Origin of the sequence: Metabacillus mesotrionivorans, assembly GCF_052171315.1 — a bacterium.
Lineage (GTDB): Bacteria > Bacillota > Bacilli > Bacillales > Bacillaceae > Bacillus_P.
The window spans coordinates 421,749-444,308 of the sequence record NZ_JBQMFF010000003.1; the positions used below are offsets into that span (position 1 = coordinate 421,749).

The following is a 22,560-nucleotide window of genomic DNA, read 5'->3' on the forward strand; positions in this document are numbered from 1 at the left end:
CTTATTCAGCTGATTCTAAATAGCGTTCCTTTGAATAGCCTTTGACTCTTCTGAAAATCAAAACAGCGATCGCAGCAGCAATCAGGCCGAGTGAAATGACCTGGGCGATGCGGAGCGACTCCGTCAGCATCAGGCTGTCCGTCCGCATGCCTTCGATAAAATAGCGTCCGACTGAATACCAGATGATATAGGTGAGAAACAGCTCGCCGCGGCGCAGATTCGCTTTTCGGAGAAGCATCAAAACGGCGAATCCGGCAAAGTTCCACAGTGATTCATACAGGAACGTCGGGTGATAGTAAGTCCCCTCAATATACATTTGATTAATAATGAACTCCGGCAAATACAGCCCTTCAAGGAACTGGCGGGTAACCTCTCCTCCGTGAGCTTCCTGGTTAATGAAGTTGCCCCACCTGCCGATTGCCTGACCTAAAATGATGCTCGGCGCGCCAATATCGGCAAGCTTCCAGAAAGAGATTTTTTTCACTTTGGCAAACACAAAGCCCGTCACAAATGCGCCGATCAGACCGCCGTGAATCGCAAGTCCGCCGTTCCAGATCTTCACGATATCTCCCGGATTCTGAGAGTAATAGTCCCATTGAAAAATCACGTAGTAGATCCGCGCGCAGATAATCGCAATCGGAATCGCAAATAAGACAAGATCAACAAATGTATCCTTATGAAGCCCTCTTCTCTCGCTCTCGCGCACCGCAAGCCACAAACCGAGCAGCGCACCCACTCCTATGATCAGTCCGTACCAGTGCACCTGAATCGGTCCAAGCTCCAGAAACACCGGATCTATCGGCGTAAAATTCTCCTCCATGCTTTCTTTCCCCCTATAGATGATTATGCGTCATCGTGTTCTGTATCCGTTATGACATCCGTTAATTTATTTGTAAACTGTTCGGCGGCATTCAGTCCCATGCGCTTCAGTCTGAAGTTCATCGCAGCCACTTCAATGATAACGGCGAGGTTTCTTCCGGGACGGACAGGAACTGTCAGCTTCGGAACATCTGTATCAATAATTTTCATTTTTTCTTCATCAAGACCAAGTCGGTCGTACTGCTTTTTCGGATCCCAGATTTCAAGATCGATGATGAGGGTAATCCGTTTATAGCTGCGGACTGCGCCTGCTCCGAAAAGCGTCATGACGTTAATGATGCCAAGACCGCGGATCTCAAGCAGATGCTCAATCAAGTCAGGTGCATTCCCAATCAGCGTATCCTGATCCTCCTGGCGTATTTCTACACAGTCATCTGCGACTAGGCGGTGGCCGCGCTTAACAAGTTCAAGAGCGGTTTCACTTTTTCCCACGCCGCTTTTTCCGACAATCAGGACACCAACTCCGTACACGTCAACTAAAACACCGTGCACAGCCGTTGTCGGCGCAAGCTTCCCTTCAAGAAAATTCGTCAGATGACTTGATAGGCGTGTTGTCTTTAGCGGGGAACGGAGAACAGGCACCGATTTTTCTTCAGATGCATCTGTCAATTCTTTCGGAATCTCCATCTCGCGTGAGACAATAATAGCCGGAGTAGAGTCCGTGCAGAGCTGATCCATGCGCTTCATTTTTTCCTCGTCCGTCAGCTTCTGAAAAAACGTCAATTCTGTTTTTCCGAGTATTTGGACGCGCTCTTTCGGATAGTATGTAAAAAATCCTGCCATTTCCAAACCCGGGCGGGACAGGTCACTCGTCGTAATCGGCCGGTTAACACCTTCTTCACCGCTGATGAGCTCTAAATGGAACTTTTCAATTAAATCTTTCGTGCGAACTTTCGCCATGATTTGTTCCTCCTCGTTCTAAAAAGTAAGAGAGTATTTCATGGGCACAAACTATTGCCTGACCGGAATGGAAACCAGGTCACGACTCTTGTATTCATGCCTTTTTTTCTAATTCAGAAGGACAATTAAAATCCCTTCTTATTTTAGCACTTTTGCCTTTTAAACGGAAACCGGGATTCCCCGGCCTCCAAATTTTTATAAAAGGGCGGGACAAACACCGCTACTCTAGCATACCGAACGCCATATATTACTAGAGAAAAGAATTTTACTAGGAGGACTGCACGTGAAAATAGCCATTGATGCCGGACACGGCTACACTACTCCCGGAAAACGGACAGTAGACGGGATGAGAGAGTACGAATTCAACCGTGCTGTGGCAAATGAAATGAGAACGCTCCTTGCAGGCTACGAAAATGTCACGGTGCTGTTTACACACTCAGACGCGCGTGATGTCCCGCTGCAGGAAAGAACCGACAAAGCCAATACGGAACTTTGTGATGCATTCGTTTCAATCCATGCGAATGCATTCGGAAGCGGAACCGCATGGAATGACGTAAAAGGAATCGAGACATATGTACATGATTCAAGGCCGCAGCAGGCACTTGCCCTTGCAAACGCCGTTCAGAAAGAGCTGATTGAAAAAACGAAGCGGACAGACCGCGGAGTAAAAGCGGCAAACTTCCAGGTTCTGCGCGAAACAAAGATGACAGCCATTCTGATTGAATGCGGCTTTATGACCAATCAGGAGGAAGCTCAGGCTCTGAAGTCAGCCGCATACCGGAAACTCTGTGCAGATGCCATCACAGAAGCTCTTGCCGCCTTTTACAAGTTGAAGAAAAAAGCGCCGCTCCTCCTCCCGCAACCGGCAAGCTTTATAAAGTTCAGGTAGGGGCTTTTGCAGATAAAGCGAACGCAGATGCTCTGGCAGATGAACTTAGAAGCAAGGGGTACAGCGTCATCGTGCTTGCTGAATAGCCAAACTGAGAGAGACAGCCCACAGGCTGTCTCTACTCTTTTAATTCAAGTAAAAAGCGCTCTTTTGGAAGCTTCTTTTTGGACCGGAATTTATTCAAATAAGGAGAATACGTATCAACCTGGATCTGTTTTTGATCCGGCTTAAAAAAAAGCAGTCTCATAAATCCGTTGCCGCCGTGCTTTTCCGCCTGATAATTGGCAAGCATCTGAAAGACCCTCTGATCAGGCGATAACCGTGTTTCAAGGAATCCTGTGCCGTAATAATGTCCTGATAAAACAAGCTGGACATTTTTGTTCTTTAAAACCACTTTCTGGTAGAGTTCCTCCCCTGCGGGACTCCGTTCACTTTTGAAGTTCAAATAATCATGAAAGGCAAGGATCGCTTTGTGGCCGCGGTATTCCCTGAGCACTTTGTTCAGCCATTTAATCGCTCCGCGGTTTAATTCAAAGCCCATATAAATCATGATATAGGGCTGATTCTGTATCGTCAGCAGATCGTAGTGGCCCCGGTTATTCTCAAATGAGCCCCCGTAAAATGGCTGCCTGATAAACCGGTGATAGCCAAAATTGTCTGTAAACACCCGGTACGGATCATCCCCGTGAACGAGGTCATGGTTCCCCGGAAGAACACCATAGGGAATACGGGTCATATCCAGCATTTTCATGATCTGATCTGTCCGTTCCCACTGCACCTCATCATTCGGTTCATTCACAAGATCGCCTGTATGAAATACATACTTAATATTGTATTGATCCCTGTTCTCAATAATCCATTGAATTTGCTTGATCATAATTTCAGGGTAGGTTTTTGCATAATACTGTGTATCCGTGAGCCAAACAACCGTATCATCTCCTTCTTCAAAAGAAATGGCTGCATACGCCGGCCCGGTTGATAGAGAACTGAACAGAAGCATAACGGCAAAACAGATTTTTTTCATGACATTCACCCATTTATAGAGTGCCCACAAGCGTTCTCCTTATGTTTGCGGATTTACATTTGCCCTCATTGGTCTATACTAGAGATGGAAAAACAGGAGAAGGAGACAGATCTATGCTAAAGGATTTTAAAAAGTTTGCCATAAAAGGCAACGTCATTGACCTTGCAGTCGGGGTCATCATCGGTACAGCTTTCGGCAAAATTGTCACATCTCTTGTCAATGACATCGTAATGCCGCTGATCGGGATTCTTATTGGAGGAGTAAACTTTTCGGGACTGGATTACTCCTTCGGAAAAGCAATTGTTAAATACGGTGCCTTCATGCAAACCATTATCGATTTCTTCATCATTGCGTTTTCTGTGTTCTTATTTGTCCGCTTTTTTGAACGATTCAAGACAAAGGACGAGCAAAAGCCTGTCCCCACTCTTACAAATGAGGAAAAACTTCTGACAGAAATTCGTGACCTTCTCAAAACTCAGCAGGAAAGAGAGCATTAAAAAAGGCGGACAAATGTCCGCCTTTTCTATTTCTTCTTGCTTTCCTTCAGGGGTTCAACAACCCCTTTTTGAATCAGCAGGTGAAGCAGGGAAATGACAATCGAAGCAAGCACAGCGGTGCCAAAACCGTCAATGTTAAACGAGTCTCCCATAATCCCCTGCGCAATCATCAGTGTAATGGCATTGATGACAAACAGGAAAAGACCAAGAGTAAGAACCGTAACAGGAAGTGTAAGCAGGATCAAAAAGGGCTTCACTAAAACGTTTAAGACGGAAATGAGCAAACTTGCTATGATCGCAGCGCCCACACCGCTAATATGAAAAGATTCAAAATACCCCGATACAACAATTAATATTAATGCATTGACCAGGATACTGACTGCCCATCTAATCATGGCTATCTGACATCTCCTTCATTCGGCACAAGGAAAACCATCGCTATATAAAGAAGACCAAACGGGAAGAACGCTGTTGTCAGCAGCAGGATGATAAAAATAATCCGTAATAGGGTGGCGTCAATGCCGACATAATCAGAAAGTCCTCCAAGCACACCGCTGATCATTTTCTTCGATTGCGATCTGTACAATTTCTTCTTCATAGTGGATTACCTCTCTTTCAGCGTAATGGAACCTGTTTTTGAATCTGCAATCAGATTCATAACCGGACCTTCCTGTGCAGCTGATTTAACACGCAGTTCTTTCTGCATGGAGTCATTCTTTTCATAGAGCACTTCAAGATCCGGCAGATCAGCAGAAACGGATCCAAGATTTGATTTCAGTTCGCCGTTAATGGCTGTCTGTACGGGAACAAGAACTTCCACGTTCCCAGTTGCAGTTTTGGCATAAAGCGTGCGGCATGTTTGCTCTTCAAGCTTCAGCACCATGTTGCCATTAAAGCTCTGGACATCAAGTCTTTCAGATTCCCCTTCAAATTGAATCATGCCGTGGATCGTTTCTGCTTCTGTATGAGCAGCTTCAATTCCGGCAAGTCTGATCTGGCCGTTGGCCGTTTCGGCTTCAAGCTTTTCTCCCTTAAATGAATAAACGGAGATGAGGCCGTTGGCTGTTTTTGTGCGAAAATCCTTTATCTTTAAATTTTCCCCGCGTATTGGACCGCTAAACAGTTTAATTTTTACAAGCTCATATTGCTGTTCCGGTAAATAAAGAGTCATGCTGACTTTAACGGTTTTCTTTTCTGTATAAAAACGGAATGCGCCATCATCAAGGCTGCAGTTCGTATTTTGGATAAATATCTCCTTCGCCTGTTCGGCGTTTTCAGCTCTGTAAACCTTGATATCACATTCTGCCCGTACATCCTGCTGCGGCCATGACTGCAGCGTGACACTTCCGTTTAAAATCTGAATGTCCAAATCGCGGATATCCGCATTTTCGTAGTGATATACATGCTGGACACTGACCGATTGGCCAAAGTTCAAATCAAGATCCATCTCCTTCACCTTTTTAACGGCGGAATCGATATCGAGTTCTTTGACTTTTTTCACAGCTGTATCAATAAACAAGGCAAGTTTTGACGACAGGGCAGAGGACGGCGCAGCTTTTTCTTTTTCAACAAACGGCCCGCCAAAACCAGTATGATCGGCCATAGATGCCGTCTCTTTTTGGGCATATTCTGATTCAAGACCTTCAATAAGTGTTAACGCTTCGCTTGCTGACAGCTTTCCCTGTTCAACCAATTCCAAGATGCGTTTCTTCTGATCCTTCACAATTCCTTCCCCCTATTTATGTAATGGCAAAGCCTTGAGTCATCTCAAAGCTTATACGGTTTTCAATATTTTAATCCCCTGCACAATGTTGTAGACAAACACTGCAATGTTGACAACCCCAATCAAAATGAACGCAAAAATCATAATCCCAACCGCCAGTGCCTCAGGGGAACCGGCAAGACCTGCAAACAGCATCATGAAAAACGGCAGGATCAATGTTAACAGCGGAACCAAATGAGAAAACAGCGACTTTTTAGCGTGCTGCTTCACATCACGCTCATCCGCAATAAAATACACGATGATCGGAAATAAAAACGGGGCAAAAAAGATACTAAAATAACAGAGTGAAGACAGTAGTTTATTTGTGTTCATTTCACGTCAGCTCCTTATATCAAGTATACGACTGAGTGCAAGATAAGTTTCATTCTTTTTTGGGCTGGAGGCGGAAAAGTACAAACTGCTGGCCATCTCAGGGGTGAGTTGAGTGTGTTTTGATTGGTAAGATGGTCTTTCTCGGAGATGAGTGCCATCAAACTGGAAAATCTTTGGATTGATGGTTTCTATCCCGGAGATAAGTGCCATCAAAACGGAATATCTTTGGATTGATGGTTTCTATCCCGGAGATAAGTGCCATCAAAACGGAATATCTTTGGATTGATGGTTCCTATCCCGGAGATGTGTGCCATCAAAACGGAAAATCTTTGGATTGATGGTTCCTATCCCGGAGATAAGTGCCACCAAACTGGAAAATCTTTGGATTGATGGTTCCTATCTCCGAGATAAGTGCCACCAAACTGGAAAACCTTTGGATTGATGGTTTCTATCCCGGAGATAAGTGCCATCAAATACAAAAAACCACCGCTTGATGGTTCCATCTTAAAGTGTTTTTGTATCATAAAGCCCGGCGCAAAAAGAATATCCCCTATCATAAAAAAACAGCCCCCGCCTTATAAGGCATGGGGGCTGCAGTTATGCTTTCGCAACGGCTTCTTTTTCTTTTAATGCTTTTTTCATCCGTTCGCGGTCGCGTTCGAGGATCGGTTTTAAATATTTGCCCGTATAGGAGCCTTTTACTTTTACTACTTCTTCCGGTGTGCCTGAAGCAACGATCTGGCCTCCGTGATCTCCGCCTTCAGGGCCGAGGTCGATGAGATAGTCTGCTGCTTTGATGACATCCAGGTTATGTTCAATGACCAGCACCGTATCGCCATTTTCAACGAGACGCTGAAGGACTTTCAGAAGACGTGAGATGTCATCTACATGAAGGCCTGTTGTCGGCTCATCCAAAATGTAAAGAGAGCGTCCAGTTGAACGGCGGTGAAGCTCAGAAGCAAGCTTCACGCGCTGCGCTTCTCCTCCGGACAGGGTGGTTGCCGGCTGTCCGAGTGTGATATAGCCAAGCCCGACATCGTAAATGGTTTGAAGCTTGCGCTTGATTTTCGGGATATTTTCGAAGAAGGATACAGCATCCTCAACCGTCATTTCCAGAATATCCGCGATGTTTTTGTCTTTGTATTTGACTTCAAGTGTTTCTCGGTTATAGCGTTTCCCGTGGCATACTTCGCACGGCACATACACATCAGGAAGGAAGTGCATCTCGATTTTGATAATTCCGTCACCGCGGCACGCTTCGCAGCGTCCGCCTTTTACGTTGAAGCTGAAACGCCCTTTTTTGTAGCCGCGCACTTTCGCTTCATTTGTCGTCGCAAATACATCTCGGATATCGTCAAACACTCCCGTATAAGTGGCAGGGTTTGACCTCGGCGTGCGGCCGATCGGAGACTGGTCAATGTCGATGACCTTATCAAGCTCTTCAATTCCTTTGATTTCCTTATGCTCACCGGGCTTCGTTTTGGCACCGTTCAGTTTTTGGGCAAGGGACTTGTGGAGAATTTCATTCACAAGTGTACTTTTTCCTGACCCGGAAACGCCTGTTACGGCAACAAAAGTTCCCAAAGGGAATTTAGTTGTGACGTTCTTCAGGTTGTTTTCGCTTGCCCCTTTAATCTCAATATATCTTCCGTCAGGTTTGCGGCGCTCAACCGGCAGAGGAATGAATTTTTTACCCGACAGATATTGTCCCGTCAATGAATTCTTGTCATTCATGACGTACTCCGGCGTGCCTTCGGAAATGATCTGCCCGCCGTGGACACCTGCGCCAGGTCCTATATCAATCAAGTAATCCGCTGCAATCATTGTATCTTCATCATGCTCGACGACTATGAGCGTATTTCCGATATCCCTCATGCTTTGAAGTGTCTGAATCAGCCTATCATTATCCCGCTGATGAAGGCCGATCGACGGCTCATCCAGAATGTACAGAACACCCGTCAGTCTGGAGCCAATTTGCGTGGCAAGCCTGATCCGCTGGGCCTCACCGCCTGAAAGAGTACCGGCAGCACGGCTGAGCGATAGATAGTCCAGTCCTACATTGTTCAGGAATCCAAGCCTCTCCTCAAGTTCCCTGAGGATCAGTCTTGCAATCTGCATTTCTTTCTCAGTTAAATTCAGGCTTTCAAAGAAAGCGATGGCTTCATGAACCGAAAGAGCTGTGACCTTTCCGATATGATTTCCGTCAACAAGTACTGCAAGACTTTCTTTTTTTAGTCTGTGTCCTTTACATTTAGGGCATGCCTGCTGAGCCATGTATTTCTCCATTTGCTCGCGGATGTAATCAGAGCTTGTCTCTTTGTAGCGGCGTTCCACATTCCGGATGACCCCTTCAAACTGAATGTAGTTTTCGCGCACCTGTCCAAAGTCATTTTCATAGCGGAAGTAGATTTCATCACTGCCGCTGCCGTAAAGAACTTTATCTAAAAGGTGTGCCGGTATATCCCTGACCGGAATATCCATCGGAACACCGTAATGATTACACACTGCTTCAAGCAGCTGCGGATAGTACTGCGAACTTGTCGGCTCCCACGGCGCTAGCGCATGCTGTTTTAAAGACAGGTCTTTATTCGGCATGACTAGATCAACGTCCACCTCAAGCTTTGTGCCAAGTCCGTCGCATTCATTGCAGGCGCCAAACGGGCTGTTGAATGAAAACATTCTCGGCTCAAGCTCGCCAATTGAAAAACCGCAGATCGGACAGGCGTGATGTTCGCTGAACAAAAGCTCTTCTTCACCGATGACATCAATCACAACTCTGCCTTCCCCGAGACCGAGGGCAGATTCAAGAGAATCAGCCAAACGGGCTGAAATCCCTTCTTTTATCACAATCCGGTCAATCACAACTTCAATCGTGTGCTTTTTGTTTTTCTCAAGACTGATCTCATCGCCGACTTCCATCATTTCCCCGTCGACCCGGACGCGCACGTAGCCCTGCTTTTTAATGTCTTCAAACACCTTCGCATGTGTTCCTTTTCTTCCAGAAACAACAGGTGCAAGCACCTGCAGCTTTGTCCGCTCAGGATATTCAAGGATCCGGTCCACCATCTGCTCGATCGTTTGGGACGAGATTTCAATATCGTGGTTTGGGCAAGTTGGTCTGCCGATGCGCGCAAACAAAAGTCTCAGATAATCATAAATTTCCGTGACAGTCCCTACTGTAGAACGGGGATTCCGGCTTGTTGTTTTCTGGTCAATTGAAATAGCAGGTGACAGGCCTTCAATCGAATCAACGTCCGGTTTATCCATTTGCCCAAGAAACTGGCGGGCATAGGCAGAGAGCGATTCAACATATCTCCGCTGCCCTTCCGCATAAATCGTATCAAATGCAAGCGACGATTTTCCTGAGCCCGATAAGCCTGTCAGAACAACGAGCTTATCCCGCGGAATCGTCACATCTATGTTTTTTAAATTGTGAGCGCGCGCACCTTTCACACTAATTTTATCGAGTGCCATCTAGTTTCATCCTTCCGCTTTAAGCTCTAGTATCAGATCGCGAAGTTCGGCAGCACGCTCGAAGTTGAGCCCTTTAGCCGCTTCTTTCATCTCTGATTCCATTTGCTGTATGACTTTTTCGCGCTCTTTTTTAGACAGCTTGCCGAGTTTCGGAAGAGCTGATTCCAGTTCTTCCGCATCTTCAGGGGCAATAACAGCGCGAATCGTCTCGGCAATTTTTTTCTGGATTGTTTTCGGCTCTATGCCGTGTTTTTCATTGAAAGCCTTCTGTGTTTCACGCCGGCGTTTTGTTTCATTTATGGCAATTTCCATGGAATTTGTCATTTTATCGGCATACATAATAACGTGTCCGTTTGAGTTCCGGGCAGCACGTCCGATTGTCTGAATCAGCGAGCGTTCCGATCTCAGGAAGCCTTCTTTATCCGCATCAAGGATGGCGACAAGAGACACTTCCGGAATGTCGAGTCCTTCCCTGAGGAGGTTGATTCCGATTAGAACATCAAATTTCCCGAGGCGCAGCTCCCTGATAATCTCGATTCGCTCGAGTGTTTTGATTTCAGAATGAAGGTAGTTAACCTTGATGCCGATGTCTTTCAAATAATCCGTCAGATCCTCGGACATTTTCTTTGTAAGGGTCGTAACGAGGACGCGCTCGTTGCGCTCTATTCTGGCATGAATCTCCCCGATGAGGTCATCAATCTGACCCTGAATCGGCCTGACATCAATCGTCGGATCAAGAAGCCCTGTCGGACGGATAATCTGCTGCACCATTTCAGGTGTATGATCAAGCTCGTACGGTCCTGGAGTTGCAGATACAAACAGGATGTTATTGATATGCTCTTCAAACTCGCCGAACTGAAGAGGACGGTTGTCTTTGGCAGACGGCAGACGGAAACCGTGATCGACAAGCACCTGCTTTCTCGCCTGGTCCCCGTTGAACATCCCTCTGATCTGGGGAATCGTCACATGCGACTCATCAACAACAATCATAAAATCCTTCGGAAAGAAATCGAGAAGCGTGTAAGGAGTTGAGCCGGCCGGGCGGAGCGTCAGATGCCTTGAGTAGTTTTCGATGCCTGAGCAAAAGCCCATTTCCCGCATCATTTCAAGGTCGTATCTCGTACGCTGCTCAAGGCGCTGCGCTTCAAGCAGCTTTCCGTTTTCGTGAAGCTCTTTCAGCCGCTCTTCAAGCTCTTTTTCAATATTTCCGATTGCGACTCTCATTTTTTCTTCGCGGGTAACGAAGTGGGATGCCGGGAAAATGGAGACATGCTCTCGGTCGCCCTTGATCTCGCCGGTTAATGCATCAACCTCGCGGATGCGGTCAATTTCATCCCCGAAAAATTCAACCCGGATGCACTGTTCGTCTCTTGAAGCAGGGAAAATCTCCACAACATCCCCGCGCACCCTGAACGTTCCGCGCTTAAAATCAATATCATTGCGCTCATATTGTACATCCACAAGCTTCCGGAGAAGCTGATTGCGTTCAATGTCCATGCCCGTGCGCAAAGAAACGACCAGGTCGCGGTATTCTTCAGGAGAACCGAGGCCGTATATGCATGATACACTGGCAATAATAATGACATCTTTCCGTTCAAACAGCGAGGCGGTAGCGGAGTGCCTCAGTTTATCAATTTCATCATTGATGCTTGCGTCCTTTTCAATGAATGTATCCGTCTGCGGGACATAGGCCTCCGGCTGGTAATAGTCATAGTAGCTGACAAAGTATTCGACTGCATTGTTCGGAAAGAACTCTTTAAACTCGCTGTACAGCTGTCCGGCGAGGGTTTTATTATGGGCAATAATAAGCGTCGGTTTGTTCACTTCCTGGATGACGTTTGAAACGGTAAACGTCTTCCCGGTGCCTGTTGCTCCAAGAAGCGTCTGATGCTTCTTCCCTTCTTTAATGCCCTGGACGAGCTGCTTGATCGCGGCTGGCTGATCGCCTTCCGGCTTATAATTTGATACTAACTCAAAACGATCGCTCAACAGGAGGACCTCCATTCGTATGTAATCAGTATTCATATTTTACCATAATCGCAGAGAAAAACACTAAAAATACGAACGATAGTTCGTATTTTTTTTTCGACATTTTGGTTTGATTTTATCATTATCGCCTGAAAAAGCGATTTAAATGCTTATAGTTCTTATTTCAATACCTTTTTAGGACGGATGATAAACCGAAAGACAGTTTTGTTATATGAAGCCTGTTTTGCACAGCAAAAAAAACCCGCTCCCACCGGGAACAGGTTCTAATTGGTTTTTTCATTTCTCGTCCTTTTGGCCATTTTAGCTGCGTACATGAATCCTGCAATAACCGACACCGCGTCAAGAGCGATGAGCAGCCAGGAATCCATGTAGCCTTTTGTGTAGGCTGCAGCAAGCAGGGCGATTGTCAGCACCGCTGCCACGTAGTGATTATACGTCACGCGGGCAAACAGCGTGAGAATGACAAACGGCAGGACGAGAGCCAGAGCTGCTTTCAGTAACATGCGATCAGCCCCCGCTTATTTATCTGTAGCTGAATAGCTTTGATAGTCATTTTCCTGCAGAAGATCGATCAGTTGAATGTCTTTATGGTTTTCACTGAAATGCCTGAAGGTAAATTCGTTCTCAAACAGAACGGCATACTGGTCGTTGCGGTCGCGGACAAGAAGGCTTCTTGAATCAAAGAAGCGCTTTTCAAACTTGTCGTTCCCGATCCATCTTGGAATGCGGTCGCCCATCGGCACGAATTCGATTTCGACGTTATATTCCGCTCTCATGCGGTATTCGAACACTTCATATTGCAGCTGTCCGACTGCACCGAGAATAATGTCGTCGGTAGAATCCTGGCGGAAGTACTGAATCGCGCCTTCCTGAACAAGCTGTTCAATTCCTTTGCGGAACTGCTTTGCTTTCATGACGTTTTTCACGCGCACTTTTTTGAACATTTCAGGCGGGAACTGCGGAAGCTCATCATACTGATAGCCTTCCTTGCCGGCTGTCAGCGTGTCCCCGATCTGATAAACGTTCGGGTCATAGATTCCGATGATATCGCCTGCGAACGCTTCATCAACGGTTTCTCTGTCTTTGGCCATAAATACCTGGGTTTGATTCAGTTTCAGCGTTTTGTTCGTTCTGCTTAGCTGAACACTCATTCCGCGCTCAAAGCGGCCAGAACACACGCGAAGGAAGGCGATTCTGTCGCGGTGAGCCGGGTTCATGTTGGCCTGGATTTTAAAGATGTATCCTGAGAATTCTTCTGTTTCAGGAGAAATAAAGCCTTGATTTGTTCTTCTTGGCTGCGGCGGAACGGCATACTGAAGAAACACATCAAAGAACGACTTAACCCCGAAGTTTGCAAGTGCGCTTCCGAAGAATACAGGCGTCAGTTCTCCGCGCTTCACACGGTCAGCGTCGAACTGGTTTCCCGCTTCTTCAAGCAGCTCAAGCTCATCAAGCGTTTCAAGATACGTCGGATGGCTGCCGATTTCGCTGCCTTCCACTTCATCTGCAGGAATGATTTCCTCCTGCTCGTTTCCTTTAAACTGAACGACTGTGTGCTGCTCGCGGTCAATAATTCCAAGGAACCGCTTGCCCATTCCAACCGGCCAGTTCATTGGATAGGATTCGATGCCGAGCACTTCTTCAATTTCAGACAGAAGCTCAAGCGGATCTTTTCCTTCACGGTCAAGTTTGTTGATAAAAGTGAAAATAGGAATGCCTCTCATGCGGCAGACTTTAAACAGCTTGATCGTCTGAGGCTCAACCCCTTTAGTGGAGTCGATGATCATCACGACGCTGTCAACTGCCGTCAGTGTGCGGTAGGTGTCCTCACTGAAATCTTCGTGTCCAGGAGTATCAAGGATATTAACGTGGAAGTCATGGTAAGGAAAACTCATGACACTTGATGTAACGGAAATGCCGCGTTTTTTCTCAATTTCCATCCAGTCGGAAGCGGCAAATTTGCCGGTCTTCTTCCCTTTTACTGTTCCTGCTTCGCGAATCACTTTCCCGAAGTACAGGAGCTTTTCTGTTAACGTTGTTTTACCGGCATCCGGATGGGAGATGATGGCAAACGTCCGTCTTTTTGAAATTTCGTTATCTATGCTCATATATGATTACCCTCACAAAGTTTACTTCGTTTGAAATATATCACATTTAGAGCAATAGAACAATTTCAGCCCGTACTTTCTTTTACACAGGAGCTGTGAAGAAAAGAACATTGACCGCAGCCATAATGACAGCGCCTACAAGAATGAAGACCGTATCTTTCTTTTTCATAAATCTCTTCCCCTTTCCTTTATTTCAGCCATATTTGTGATCAGTTTACCAGAGAAGTATGAACAAAGTATGAACAGCGCTCTCTACTTCTCTGGAAATTTGAGGATGAAAGTCGTTCCCTGGTTCTTTTCGCTGCTGATCTCAATTTCTCCGTTATGCATGAGGACAAGCTGCTTTACAATGGAGAGGCCAAGGCCGAACTCACCAAATTGATGGCCTGTGCGTGACATATCCGCTTTGTAGAACCGCTGCCAGATGGATTCCACTTCCTCAGGATCCATGCCGATTCCTGTATCCTCGATCACAATAATGGTTTCCTTATACCCCTTTTTCCCGCGAAGGCAAACGGTCCCGCTCTCTGTAAACTGAATACTGTTTTTCGTGATGTTGATCAGAATCTGAATGAGCCGGTCATAATCGGCATAGATCTCTGTATCTTCATCTGCAGCAATATCCAGCCGGACGTTTTTATCTTCTGCCTGCAGCTCCAAATGTTCTTTTATGATTTCAAAAACCTCAATCAGCTTAATCTTTTCTTTAAAAAGCTTCACCTGGTTTGAGCGGATCTTTTCATAATCCAGATTTTCATTGACGAGCCTTATCAGCCGTTTTGTCTCCTGACTCACAAGCTGCAGTCCCCTCTCTTTTTCCTCTTCCTGAATCATGTTGTTTTTCAAACCTTCAATCACACCGCTGATTGTCGTGAGCGGCGTCCTCAGCTCATGTGAGACATCCGCCATAAATTTTCTCCGGCGGTTCTCTAAACTCTCGATTTCTTTATTTGATTTTTTCAGCTGGCCGGCCATAATGTTGAAATCATTGGCCAGTTCGCCAATCTCGTCGATTGTTGAGGACGGGACGGAGATGTCATATTTCCCCTCAGCAATCATAGACGATGCGTTTCGGATGCGCTGAATTCTCTTTACGTGGAGACTTGATAGAATCCAGCTGAGCAGCAGGGAAACAGAGAGCGAAATTAGGATTGTGTAGAGCAGGTACCTGTTGATCTCACTGATCGTCGCGCGGGATCCTTTAATTGGAGACACAAGCAGAATCCCTCCCGAGAGCGAGCCGTTCTCTATGTATGGCAGGGCAACGAGCGATACCTCCTGGTCAAACCGTTTGATTTCATGTCTGACGACAATCCGTTCACCGGATTTCAGATTTTCCCATTCCTCGTCTGTCGGCTGAAATCTTGGCGCATTTCCGGAGTATGGATAAAAAATCATTCCTTTATCATCAAACAGGCTGAAGCGGATGCCGCGTGCACTCAATACATGTTCATATTCTCTAAGCGCCCTCTCGCCCCTGTTGTTTTTCACATCTGCGAGGATTCTGTTTCCATACTGTTCAAGCTCCTCTACTTTGTTTTCATAAACAAAGGACTCCGCATATTGCGCAACAACCAGGCTTAAAATCATGAATGCGATTATCAGAATGCTGATGTGGCTTAAAAACAGCTGGTAAAGATATTTAATCCTCATTCGGATCCGGCCGTTTCGTCAAACTTATAGCCGACTCCCCAGACCGTATGGAAAAAAGGACGCGCCTTCGTGCCGAGCTTTGCGCGGAGCCGCTTAATATGGACATCAACAGTCCGCTCATCGCCGTAGAACTGATAGCCCCATACCCGTTCAAGCAGCTGCTCGCGCGTGAAAACCTGGCGCGGATGCTCTGCAAAATAGCAGAGAAGTTCAAATTCTTTTGGCGTAAGGTTTTCAATTTTTCCGTTATCAAGAAGAACCTCGCGTGTCTGCTTATTAATGTTAAAGTAAGCTGTTTCTAAGCAATCTGTTTCTTCTTTAGGCGTCCGCGCGGCTGCGTGTCTCCTGGATACAGCTTTAATCCGCGCCATCAGTGCAAGCGGACTGAACGGCTTCGTTACATAATCGTCTGCTCCCATTTCAAGCCCGAGAACCTGATCTGATTCACTGTCTTTCGCCGTCAGCATAATAATTGGAACTGTTCCCCCTTCCTCCCTGATCTTCCGGCAGAGAGAAACCCCGTCCATCCCCGGCAGCATCCAGTCGATGATCAGCACGTCCCAGTCCTCCTGCTTATACGCTTTGTAGCCTTCAAGTCCATCTTTTATAAAAGCACCCTTAATGCCTTCTTTTGAAAAAAACAGCTCAAGCATCTCGCTGACGCTCTGATTATCTTCTATTACTAGAACCTTCATCTTTTCACCTTCCAAATCGATCACTTTCTATTCAAAGTAAAGTGAATTTTGTCATTTCGCAAGTATTTTATAGATTGTTTCCATTTTCAGTCTGGAAACTCACGGAAGCACTTCATTTGTAAACAGTTCACTCCTTCTCCTATAATGAAAAGAATCTTGTCTACAAAACTCAGAGGAGTGTTCTACATATGAAAGCATTATTGCTTCAGGGAAAAGGCGAATGGAAAGACATGCAGGTCGGTGAAACTGAAAAGCCGTCGTCAGGCAGAGGCGAAATTCTCATTAAAGTGAAAGCAGTCGGACTGAATCCGGTTGATTATAAAACAGCAACAGGCGGCAATCCGCTTTGGAGCTATCCTCATATTCTCGGCCTTGATGCAGCCGGCATCGTGGAGGAAACTGGCGAAGGTGTTGAACACCTGAAAATCGGAGACCGCGTCGTATATCACGGCGACCTGACGAAGAAGGGCGGATTTGCAGAATATGCTGTGACAACTGCCCACACAGTATCCATCATTCCGGAATCTGTCTCATTTGAAGATGCAGCAGCACTTCCGACTGCAGGCTACACAGCCTATCAGGCTCTTTACAGAAAGCTGCGCATCACAGAAGGCGAATCGATTTTGATCCACGGGGGAGCAGGAGGAGTCGGAGGTTTTGCCGTCCAGATGGCGAAACGCTCAGGTCTGACTGTCTATACAACGGCATCTGCCTACAATCATGAGTTTGTTAAATCTCTTGGAGCTGACTATGCGATTGACTACAACAAAACAGACGTTACGGCTGAAATCATGAATCTGACCGGCGGAAACGGGGTCGATGCTGTCCTTGATACAGTAAGCCGTCAAAACGCAACCGACTCCCTTGACTGCCTCGCCTTTAACGGCCGGATTGCCTATATCGCAGGCGCACCTGATTTTACAAAAGTTAAACCATTTACCAAAGCCATTTCGTATCATGAAATCGCTCTTGGCGCTGCTCACCAGTCAGACAACCTTGAGCAGCAAAAAGATCTGGCTGCAATGGGCGATGACATGCTGCTTCTGCTTGCCGAAAGACAGCTGAACTCCCTGCTTGAGCAGGTTATCCCGCTTGAAGAAGTGCCGCATGCACTTGTTCAGTTATCTGAGCGCCATGTTAAAGGGAAAATTGTTGCGAAAATTTAATAATGGGAAAGACCGGGTTTTTGAGCCCGGTCTTTCTTTTTTGCTCCGGACAGGCAATATGCTCATTCCGGGTTTTTAGGATTGACCCGGGATTGCATCAGACACCATAATGGAGAGAGTGCCTTTTTGCAGGGTTATTATCAGAAAAGTTCAATAACGTATAGAAAATGTTCACAAAGATGCGACATCTTTTTGTCAAATCTATCCGTCTATTACTTTCCAGTTCAAATACCTGTTAAGATAGTAGATAATTAGTTAAGTTAGGTAAGAGTTTTTGTTAGATAAAACCGTGCATGTGCCTGGTCAGATTCTGCAGGCAGCATACAGCTGCGCTTGCATTTATATTTTTTAACACTTGAAAAGGAGAATTGTGATGAAAAGTTCAGAGGTTATCGTAGAAGATTCTCTTTCTATAAAAAGCATCTTTTCCTGGAGCAATCTTAAAGCCATCGTCAAAGACGGCATCGTTAAATCAAACCTTCTCGGCATGTTCGCAGGTCTTTCTGTGGCCCTGTCCGTATATAATGCAAATTTTGTAGACAACATTTTAGTGGTGATTCTTGCCCTGCTTGGAACAGCAGCCGTTGTAGGCGGAGCAGGTGCAATTAATAACTACTACGACAGAGACATTGACTCTCTTATGCAGCGCACGATGGAAAGACCAACCGTTACAGGGTCCATTCATCCTAAGTTTGCGCTCTGGCTCGGAATTGCCCTTTCAATCAGCGGAGCAGTCTTCCTGTATCTTATTTCTCCGCTGACAGCCTTTATCGGTGTACTTGGTCTCTTTCTTTATTTAGTACCCTACACAATGTGGACGAAACGCAAAACGATCTACAACACGGAAGTGGGAAGCTTATCAGGTGCCATTGCTCCGCTGATCGGCTGGGCAGCCATCTCGCCTGACCTGTTTCATCCGGCAGCTTTCGGCCTGTTCGTTCTTATGTTTTTATGGCAGCCTCCGCATTTTTACGCGATTGCCATCAGACGCTTTGATGACTACAAAAACGCAGGCGTCCCAATGCTTCCGGTCGTGAAAGGAACACCGCGCGCCAAAGTTCAAACAATCGTTTATTTAATTGCCCTGCTTGCAGCGTCATTCCTGTTCCTGTCTTTCAGCAAAGTCGTTGCGTTCTCCATGTTCGCCCTGACTCTTGCATGGATGATCGCAGGCCTTGCAGGCTATAAAAAAATGGACGACTACAAATGGGCAACGATGATGTTCATCTTCTCGCTGAATCATCTGACGATTATTTTCACGATGCTTATTATTGTTTCTTTCCTATAAGAAAAGCCAGCCGCTCAGGCTGGCTTTTTCTATTCCGTCATGACACCCCAGCCGTCCGCGTATCCCCCAAGCGGCTTTACAATCGCATCGAGCTTTTTCTGCACGGCCGTAATTTCATTGTGCTTCAAATACATTTTAATGGAACCGAAGCATGTCCACTCTTCCACATCATCATCATACTCCATCATGAACTTATAACCGTTATCAGCAAGCGCCTTGATCATCGCTTCCCCGTTCTTCTCATCTGGCACAGCTACATAAAAATCAACATTGTGAGGCTTTTTAAAATTCAGCCCCTCCCTGTAAAGCATGCTCAGGATCTTGCCGTCCTCATCCTTTGGAAACTTCATTCTTATTCCTCCTGCTACTCAAGTCTCTATCCATTATAAAGCATTCCCCTCCGAAAGACTGAGAAAAGTTCAGTCCGATGCCGAATCTGTTTTTCACGCCGTCTCCCATATAATGAAAGTAACTTAAGGAGGCGGTAAAAAATGAATAACCACGATTTTTATGTCATGGAAGAACTTCATAAGCTCGAAAAGGAAGCACAGCTTAAAAAGATGAGAACTGACGATGCCTTTCATTCCTATTCTAAGGTTCAGCGGAAAAAAGTATGCGCGGACTTCGGGCTATTTAAGATCTGTATTTGAGGGCAATTTTAAATTCACCCCTAGTCCTTCATAAGTAAATATGCTAGAATTGGATATATCTGTAATAATTGGAGGCCTAAAAATGAAAAGAACCATTTTTGGTGCATCAATGTTATTACTTCTCGGAGCATGTTCACAAGATCATTCCATTTATGAAGAAAATGAAAGAGAAAAAGCCATTGGAGAAAAAATCGCTTATGAGCTAAGCAAAAGTGAATACAACAATGTAGCCGAACACATCGTGGCGGAAGGTATTACTGAAGAAAAGAAGACCATCGCTTTCATGATAAGACCGCCGGAAGGTGTCAGTTTCAGCAGACTTAAGCAAAATGCAACTGATGGCATCAACCAGATTCTAAATGAAAATGACATCAGCGGTTACACGATTGAAATAAAAAAAGAACCAAAATGGTAGGTTCGGGAACTCATAACGAGTTCTCTTTTTCGTTTATAATAAGCAACAAATAAAACGGCGATTCCATCAAGAACCGCCGCTCCTTATTACTTTTTATGAGTATCTGCGTAAACGGCCATTGCATCCCGCATGAAAACGGCAAGACCTTCACCGAACTTGTCGATGTTCTTAGTAAACCGCTCATCGTCAATATACAGCTGGCCAAGCCCTTTGAACGCATCAAGTGAATAGCTGCCAAATTCATTGAGAAGGATATACCATTCGCCAATTGCTTCCTGAGCCTCCTTAGAATCAGGTGCTGTATGACGCACATCTGCGAGTCTTCTGTAGAGGTCGTTAAACCTCTCCTGCATATCTTGAGTCATCCCTGCCGCTTTTTGATTCGCCTGATCAACCGCTTTGTCCCCGTAAAGCTTGCGCGCTTCCTCCTCATAAGGATTATGGCTGAAGTCAAAGCCTTCGAATTTTTCTTTTTGTGACATCTCAATTTCTCCTTTCGTATGCTGTATCGTTTTTTCAACCGTCTCAATCATCTGATCCAGCCGCTTTCGCTTTTCGAGCAGCATTAGGCGGTGAATCTCCAGAGCTTCTTTTCTGTTAAATGTCGGACTGCTGATAATCTCATGGATTTTCTTCAAAGGGAAACCAAGCTCTTTAAAAAACAGGATCTGCTGCAGCGTTTCAATATTTTCACTGGAATAGATCCGGTACCCGGACTCTGTTACCTCGTCAGGCACTAAGAGTCCGATCTCATCGTAATGATGCAGCGTGCGCACGCTGATTCCGGTCAAATCGGCCACTTCTTTTACTTTCATGCTGTGAGCCTCCCTTCACTAGTTACTTTAAAGTATGACGCTGAGTGAGGGTCAATAGTCTTTTTTCAAAAAGAAAAGACTTTAGCATTTCGCTAAAGTCTTAAACCGCTTCTATTCCCCACTTCTTATCGTCCTGTACAAACAGGATGCCAAGTTCGTGGTGTTCGCCTTTATAGATGGCACCCTGAACAAAGCGAATTTCTCCGTTGTGGCCGATGACTTCCATTTTGCAGAATGCCCCGTTGATCTGCAGGGCCTGATAAAACTCATCGACTGTTTTAACAGGCGTGCCGTTCGTTTTCATAATAATCTCGCCGACCTCAAGCTGAAGTTTGACCGCGGGTGAATTGGGAAGAATGCCAAGCACCATCAGTCCCTGGTCGCGCTTTGAGAAATAGAAAGCCGCTGAGTTGTCGTTCATGCGCTGGCGGACAGTCAGGAACTCTCTGCCGGCAATCGCAAGGATCGCAGCTGCAAACGCAAGCGGAGTAATCCAAATACTCGCTGCAGCGATGGCAGTAATCCCTATACCAAGCCAAATGATGCGTTTTGAAGTGACCATAATGCTTTCTTTTGGAAGAGAGCCTTGGACACGCTGATGAAATCCGATGATATAAGGAATAAACAAAAGCATGAACGGCTCATTTCCGATTGTGACAACAGGCCACCATGGCAGGCTTTCTGTCAGTGTACCGCCCGGAACAAGCAGGAGCAGCGGTACAAGCCATGTACGGTTGGCAACATGATTGCCGATCGGAAGACCCCTGCTGCTCTTCAGCAGAAAGGGAGATGTCTTCACGTGCCCTGTCTTAAATGCCAGAGATCCCTCAGCGATGAGGAAAAATCCCATAAGCAGCGCAAGAACCGCAAAGCTTGTCCCCTCAAGCGCAAGCCTTCCTGATAATATCCCAGTGTTCAGTAAAATGAGCACCGCGAACATCGTAAGTCCAAGCGTATAGGCAGGAGAAAGAAATCTGAGCTGCATCGTTAATGCCAAGAGTATAGTTACTGCTCCAAGTACGATGACAGCACCGGACGGCATGCCAAAACCAAACGCCAGCGCTGCCGCTGAAAGGACCAAACCTGTAAGCAGCCCTTTTGAATATGTAAACCGAACTTCTTCGTAAAGATCTTGAATTCTTGTATGAAAGGATCTTCGCTCACGCTTCACGCGAATGTATCCAAGCACAAGACTGTAAATAAGGAAAAAATAAACGAGAGGATGAATAAAAAACCTTCCCATTGCAAATAGAAATTCAAGCAGCCAGTTCTCAAGCAAATCCCGTCACCACCTTATATCCTTTCGTCTGACTCTACTGCTATTTTATCAGATAAAAATGGCATTGAGTATCCTGCGAGAGCAAAGTTTACTTTAATTTGCTCCACAAATGCAGATTCGAAAGGGAAAAATCAAGGAGGGAGTCGTCCACTTTTATTTCCAGCACTTCTTCAATCAGCTGCATTGAACGTTTTATATCCGTGAGGTTTAACGAAAGACGCCTGTAGTTTTCCGTCAAATAGTTAAAGTAGTCTTCGACGCAAGACTTGTTCACTTCCTGAAGATGCTTGACGTCGGTGTAATTAGCAAGGTACATGCAGAACAGCTGTACCCATTTGCTGACCTTTGCATGAGAGGAGTTCGCCGTTTGCAGTCTCATCTTAAATTCCTCTGTTAACTGCCTATACGTTTGTTCTCTCATCACACTTGCCCTTTTTTTCAATTGATCTCCCCATCTTTCCATAGGCTGTTTTCGCTCTTTGTTTACGTGATTTAGGAAGCACTAGTGCTCTTTTCCTTTATAACCAAAACGTTTTTGATTATCATGCAACAAAGGGGCACGAAAAGAGCCGTTCGTATTTAGTGTGTTGTAGAACAGTACTTCCATCGTAAAACGAAATATCGAACTATTCAACTAGCTAAAGATTCATTTTTATGTGCCCGAAAAGTCTGTACTAATTATAAAAATACGGAAATTCCCGCTTTTTTGCGTCGTTTTTTCATTAGAAAGTTAGTAAATCGTCC

At 45.6% G+C, this 22,560-nt stretch carries 24 protein-coding genes and 1 pseudogene; 7 read left to right on the top strand and 18 right to left on the bottom strand.

The genetic code is table 11. From position 1 onward, the window contains the following. Position 1 precedes the first annotated feature (1 nt). Positions 2-820, bottom strand: a complete 819-nt coding sequence (lgt, locus tag ACTSEZ_RS12055) for a prolipoprotein diacylglyceryl transferase (RefSeq protein ID WP_369734437.1) — start codon at positions 818-820, stop codon at positions 2-4. Positions 821-843: 23 nt separating this feature from the next. Continuing rightward, positions 844-1,779: an HPr(Ser) kinase/phosphatase gene (hprK, locus tag ACTSEZ_RS12060; protein ID WP_369734438.1), complete on the bottom strand. Its 936-nt coding sequence runs from the start codon at positions 1,777-1,779 to the stop codon at positions 844-846. Positions 1,780-2,062: 283 nt separating this feature from the next. Here hprK and ACTSEZ_RS12065 point away from each other — a divergent pair, with 283 nt between their 5' ends. Together ACTSEZ_RS12065 and ACTSEZ_RS12070 are read left to right on the top strand one after the other, a co-directional pair. Further along, positions 2,063-2,668, top strand: coding sequence for an N-acetylmuramoyl-L-alanine amidase (locus tag ACTSEZ_RS12065; RefSeq protein ID WP_369734439.1), 606 nt, complete (start codon positions 2,063-2,065; stop codon positions 2,666-2,668). 20 nt (positions 2,669-2,688) lie between these two features. After that, positions 2,689-2,754: pseudogene (locus ACTSEZ_RS12070) on the top strand (hypothetical protein); the annotation flags it as partial. A 32-nt stretch (positions 2,755-2,786) separates the two neighbouring features. Here ACTSEZ_RS12070 and ACTSEZ_RS12075 read toward each other — a convergent pair. Then, the gene (locus tag ACTSEZ_RS12075) at positions 2,787-3,692 is read right to left on the bottom strand and encodes a metallophosphoesterase (RefSeq protein ID WP_369734440.1); all 906 of its coding nucleotides are present in this window, start codon (positions 3,690-3,692) and stop codon (positions 2,787-2,789) included. A 113-nt stretch (positions 3,693-3,805) separates the two neighbouring features. Between ACTSEZ_RS12075 and mscL the strand changes: the two genes are divergently transcribed. After that, entirely contained in the window at positions 3,806-4,189 is a 384-nt protein-coding gene (gene mscL / locus ACTSEZ_RS12080) for a large conductance mechanosensitive channel protein MscL (RefSeq protein ID WP_369734441.1), read from the top strand. 26 nt (positions 4,190-4,215) lie between these two features. Here the strand turns inward: mscL and ACTSEZ_RS12085 are convergent, their stop codons facing one another. The 11 genes from ACTSEZ_RS12085 to ACTSEZ_RS12135 form a co-directional block, all read right to left on the bottom strand. Continuing rightward, complete coding sequence (locus ACTSEZ_RS12085; protein WP_369734442.1) at positions 4,216-4,584, bottom strand: phage holin family protein; 369 nt, start codon at positions 4,582-4,584, stop codon at positions 4,216-4,218. A 2-nt stretch (positions 4,585-4,586) separates the two neighbouring features. Next, positions 4,587-4,787 carry a PspC domain-containing protein gene (locus ACTSEZ_RS12090; RefSeq protein ID WP_369734443.1) on the bottom strand — a complete coding sequence of 67 codons (201 nt, stop codon included), beginning with the start codon at positions 4,785-4,787 and terminating at the stop codon, positions 4,587-4,589. Positions 4,788-4,793: 6 nt separating this feature from the next. Then, positions 4,794-5,912, bottom strand: coding sequence for a DUF4097 family beta strand repeat-containing protein (locus ACTSEZ_RS12095; RefSeq protein WP_369734444.1), 1,119 nt, complete (start codon positions 5,910-5,912; stop codon positions 4,794-4,796). Positions 5,913-5,963: 51 nt separating this feature from the next. Next, positions 5,964-6,284, bottom strand: a complete 321-nt coding sequence (locus ACTSEZ_RS12100) for a magnetosome magnetite crystal formation protein family (protein WP_369734445.1) — start codon at positions 6,282-6,284, stop codon at positions 5,964-5,966. A gap of 344 nt (positions 6,285-6,628) precedes the next feature. Continuing rightward, positions 6,629-6,841 (bottom strand): hypothetical protein, encoded by a 213-nt coding sequence (locus tag ACTSEZ_RS12105; protein WP_369734446.1) that lies wholly within the window; start codon positions 6,839-6,841, stop codon positions 6,629-6,631. A gap of 40 nt (positions 6,842-6,881) precedes the next feature. Then, on the bottom strand, positions 6,882-9,758 hold the full coding sequence (gene uvrA, locus ACTSEZ_RS12110; protein WP_369734447.1) for an excinuclease ABC subunit UvrA: 2,877 nt from the start codon (positions 9,756-9,758) through the stop codon (positions 6,882-6,884). A gap of 6 nt (positions 9,759-9,764) precedes the next feature. Then, positions 9,765-11,747 (bottom strand): excinuclease ABC subunit UvrB, encoded by a 1,983-nt coding sequence (gene uvrB / locus ACTSEZ_RS12115; RefSeq protein ID WP_369734448.1) that lies wholly within the window; start codon positions 11,745-11,747, stop codon positions 9,765-9,767. Between the two features lie 263 nt (positions 11,748-12,010). Next, complete coding sequence (locus ACTSEZ_RS12120; protein WP_369734449.1) at positions 12,011-12,250, bottom strand: DUF2198 family protein; 240 nt, start codon at positions 12,248-12,250, stop codon at positions 12,011-12,013. Positions 12,251-12,265: 15 nt separating this feature from the next. Continuing rightward, a complete protein-coding gene (locus ACTSEZ_RS12125; protein WP_369734450.1) occupies positions 12,266-13,855 on the bottom strand; it encodes a peptide chain release factor 3 in 1,590 nt (529 codons plus the stop codon). A gap of 252 nt (positions 13,856-14,107) precedes the next feature. Continuing rightward, complete coding sequence (locus tag ACTSEZ_RS12130) at positions 14,108-15,508, bottom strand: sensor histidine kinase (RefSeq protein WP_369734451.1); 1,401 nt, start codon at positions 15,506-15,508, stop codon at positions 14,108-14,110. Then, a complete protein-coding gene (locus ACTSEZ_RS12135; protein WP_369734452.1) occupies positions 15,505-16,203 on the bottom strand; it encodes a winged helix-turn-helix domain-containing protein in 699 nt (232 codons plus the stop codon). The genes ACTSEZ_RS12130 and ACTSEZ_RS12135 overlap by 4 nt, the downstream gene beginning before the upstream one ends. 188 nt (positions 16,204-16,391) lie before the next feature. Between ACTSEZ_RS12135 and ACTSEZ_RS12140 the strand changes: the two genes are divergently transcribed. Beyond that, on the top strand, positions 16,392-17,369 hold the full coding sequence (locus ACTSEZ_RS12140) for a zinc-binding dehydrogenase (protein ID WP_369734453.1): 978 nt from the start codon (positions 16,392-16,394) through the stop codon (positions 17,367-17,369). 373 nt (positions 17,370-17,742) lie between these two features. Continuing rightward, positions 17,743-18,657, top strand: a complete 915-nt coding sequence (gene cyoE / locus ACTSEZ_RS12145) for a heme o synthase (protein WP_282033791.1) — start codon at positions 17,743-17,745, stop codon at positions 18,655-18,657. Between the two features lie 29 nt (positions 18,658-18,686). Here the strand turns inward: cyoE and ACTSEZ_RS12150 are convergent, their stop codons facing one another. Then, entirely contained in the window at positions 18,687-19,007 is a 321-nt protein-coding gene (locus tag ACTSEZ_RS12150) for a ribonuclease E inhibitor RraB (protein WP_369734454.1), read from the bottom strand. 141 nt (positions 19,008-19,148) lie between these two features. On the opposite strand from ACTSEZ_RS12150, the gene ACTSEZ_RS12155 reads away from it, so the two are divergent. Continuing rightward, positions 19,149-19,307 carry a hypothetical protein gene (locus ACTSEZ_RS12155; RefSeq protein ID WP_369734455.1) on the top strand — a complete coding sequence of 53 codons (159 nt, stop codon included), beginning with the start codon at positions 19,149-19,151 and terminating at the stop codon, positions 19,305-19,307. Positions 19,308-19,389: 82 nt separating this feature from the next. Next, complete coding sequence (locus ACTSEZ_RS12160) at positions 19,390-19,722, top strand: hypothetical protein (protein ID WP_369734456.1); 333 nt, start codon at positions 19,390-19,392, stop codon at positions 19,720-19,722. Between the two features lie 86 nt (positions 19,723-19,808). Here ACTSEZ_RS12160 and ACTSEZ_RS12165 read toward each other — a convergent pair whose 3' ends face one another. From ACTSEZ_RS12165 to ACTSEZ_RS12175, 3 genes are all read right to left on the bottom strand, one after another. Beyond that, positions 19,809-20,537 carry a MerR family transcriptional regulator gene (locus tag ACTSEZ_RS12165; protein ID WP_369734457.1) on the bottom strand — a complete coding sequence of 243 codons (729 nt, stop codon included), beginning with the start codon at positions 20,535-20,537 and terminating at the stop codon, positions 19,809-19,811. Between the two features lie 100 nt (positions 20,538-20,637). Then, on the bottom strand, positions 20,638-21,816 hold the full coding sequence (locus ACTSEZ_RS12170; protein WP_369734458.1) for a serine protease family protein: 1,179 nt from the start codon (positions 21,814-21,816) through the stop codon (positions 20,638-20,640). Between the two features lie 88 nt (positions 21,817-21,904). Then, a complete protein-coding gene (locus ACTSEZ_RS12175) occupies positions 21,905-22,279 on the bottom strand; it encodes a swarming motility protein SwrAA (RefSeq protein ID WP_369734459.1) in 375 nt (124 codons plus the stop codon). Between the last annotated feature and the right edge of the window lie 281 nt (positions 22,280-22,560).

What these genes read in the sequence shown, in the direction of transcription:
- lgt (WP_369734437.1), bottom strand. Translation starts at nt 820, where the DNA reads ATGGAGGAGAATTTTACGCCGATAGATCCGGTGTTTCTGGAGCTTGGA.
- ACTSEZ_RS12075 (WP_369734440.1), bottom strand. Translation starts at nt 3,692, where the DNA reads ATGAAAAAAATCTGTTTTGCCGTTATGCTTCTGTTCAGTTCTCTATCA.
- uvrA (WP_369734447.1), bottom strand. Translation starts at nt 9,758, where the DNA reads ATGGCACTCGATAAAATTAGTGTGAAAGGTGCGCGCGCTCACAATTTA.
- ACTSEZ_RS12085 (WP_369734442.1), bottom strand. Translation starts at nt 4,584, where the DNA reads ATGATTAGATGGGCAGTCAGTATCCTGGTCAATGCATTAATATTAATT.
- ACTSEZ_RS12165 (WP_369734457.1), bottom strand. Translation starts at nt 20,537, where the DNA reads ATGAAAGTAAAAGAAGTGGCCGATTTGACCGGAATCAGCGTGCGCACG.
- ACTSEZ_RS12155 (WP_369734455.1), top strand. Translation starts at nt 19,149, where the DNA reads ATGAATAACCACGATTTTTATGTCATGGAAGAACTTCATAAGCTCGAA.
- ACTSEZ_RS12120 (WP_369734449.1), bottom strand. Translation starts at nt 12,250, where the DNA reads ATGTTACTGAAAGCAGCTCTGGCTCTCGTCCTGCCGTTTGTCATTCTC.
- ACTSEZ_RS12140 (WP_369734453.1), top strand. Translation starts at nt 16,392, where the DNA reads ATGAAAGCATTATTGCTTCAGGGAAAAGGCGAATGGAAAGACATGCAG.
- mscL (WP_369734441.1), top strand. Translation starts at nt 3,806, where the DNA reads ATGCTAAAGGATTTTAAAAAGTTTGCCATAAAAGGCAACGTCATTGAC.
- ACTSEZ_RS12090 (WP_369734443.1), bottom strand. Translation starts at nt 4,787, where the DNA reads ATGAAGAAGAAATTGTACAGATCGCAATCGAAGAAAATGATCAGCGGT.
- hprK (WP_369734438.1), bottom strand. Translation starts at nt 1,779, where the DNA reads ATGGCGAAAGTTCGCACGAAAGATTTAATTGAAAAGTTCCATTTAGAG.
- ACTSEZ_RS12100 (WP_369734445.1), bottom strand. Translation starts at nt 6,284, where the DNA reads ATGAACACAAATAAACTACTGTCTTCACTCTGTTATTTTAGTATCTTT.
- ACTSEZ_RS12135 (WP_369734452.1), bottom strand. Translation starts at nt 16,203, where the DNA reads ATGAAGGTTCTAGTAATAGAAGATAATCAGAGCGTCAGCGAGATGCTT.
- ACTSEZ_RS12130 (WP_369734451.1), bottom strand. Translation starts at nt 15,508, where the DNA reads ATGAGGATTAAATATCTTTACCAGCTGTTTTTAAGCCACATCAGCATT.
- ACTSEZ_RS12175 (WP_369734459.1), bottom strand. Translation starts at nt 22,279, where the DNA reads ATGGAAAGATGGGGAGATCAATTGAAAAAAAGGGCAAGTGTGATGAGA.
- ACTSEZ_RS12160 (WP_369734456.1), top strand. Translation starts at nt 19,390, where the DNA reads ATGAAAAGAACCATTTTTGGTGCATCAATGTTATTACTTCTCGGAGCA.
- ACTSEZ_RS12150 (WP_369734454.1), bottom strand. Translation starts at nt 19,007, where the DNA reads ATGAAGTTTCCAAAGGATGAGGACGGCAAGATCCTGAGCATGCTTTAC.
- ACTSEZ_RS12125 (WP_369734450.1), bottom strand. Translation starts at nt 13,855, where the DNA reads ATGAGCATAGATAACGAAATTTCAAAAAGACGGACGTTTGCCATCATC.
- cyoE (WP_282033791.1), top strand. Translation starts at nt 17,743, where the DNA reads ATGAAAAGTTCAGAGGTTATCGTAGAAGATTCTCTTTCTATAAAAAGC.
- ACTSEZ_RS12105 (WP_369734446.1), bottom strand. Translation starts at nt 6,841, where the DNA reads ATGATAGGGGATATTCTTTTTGCGCCGGGCTTTATGATACAAAAACAC.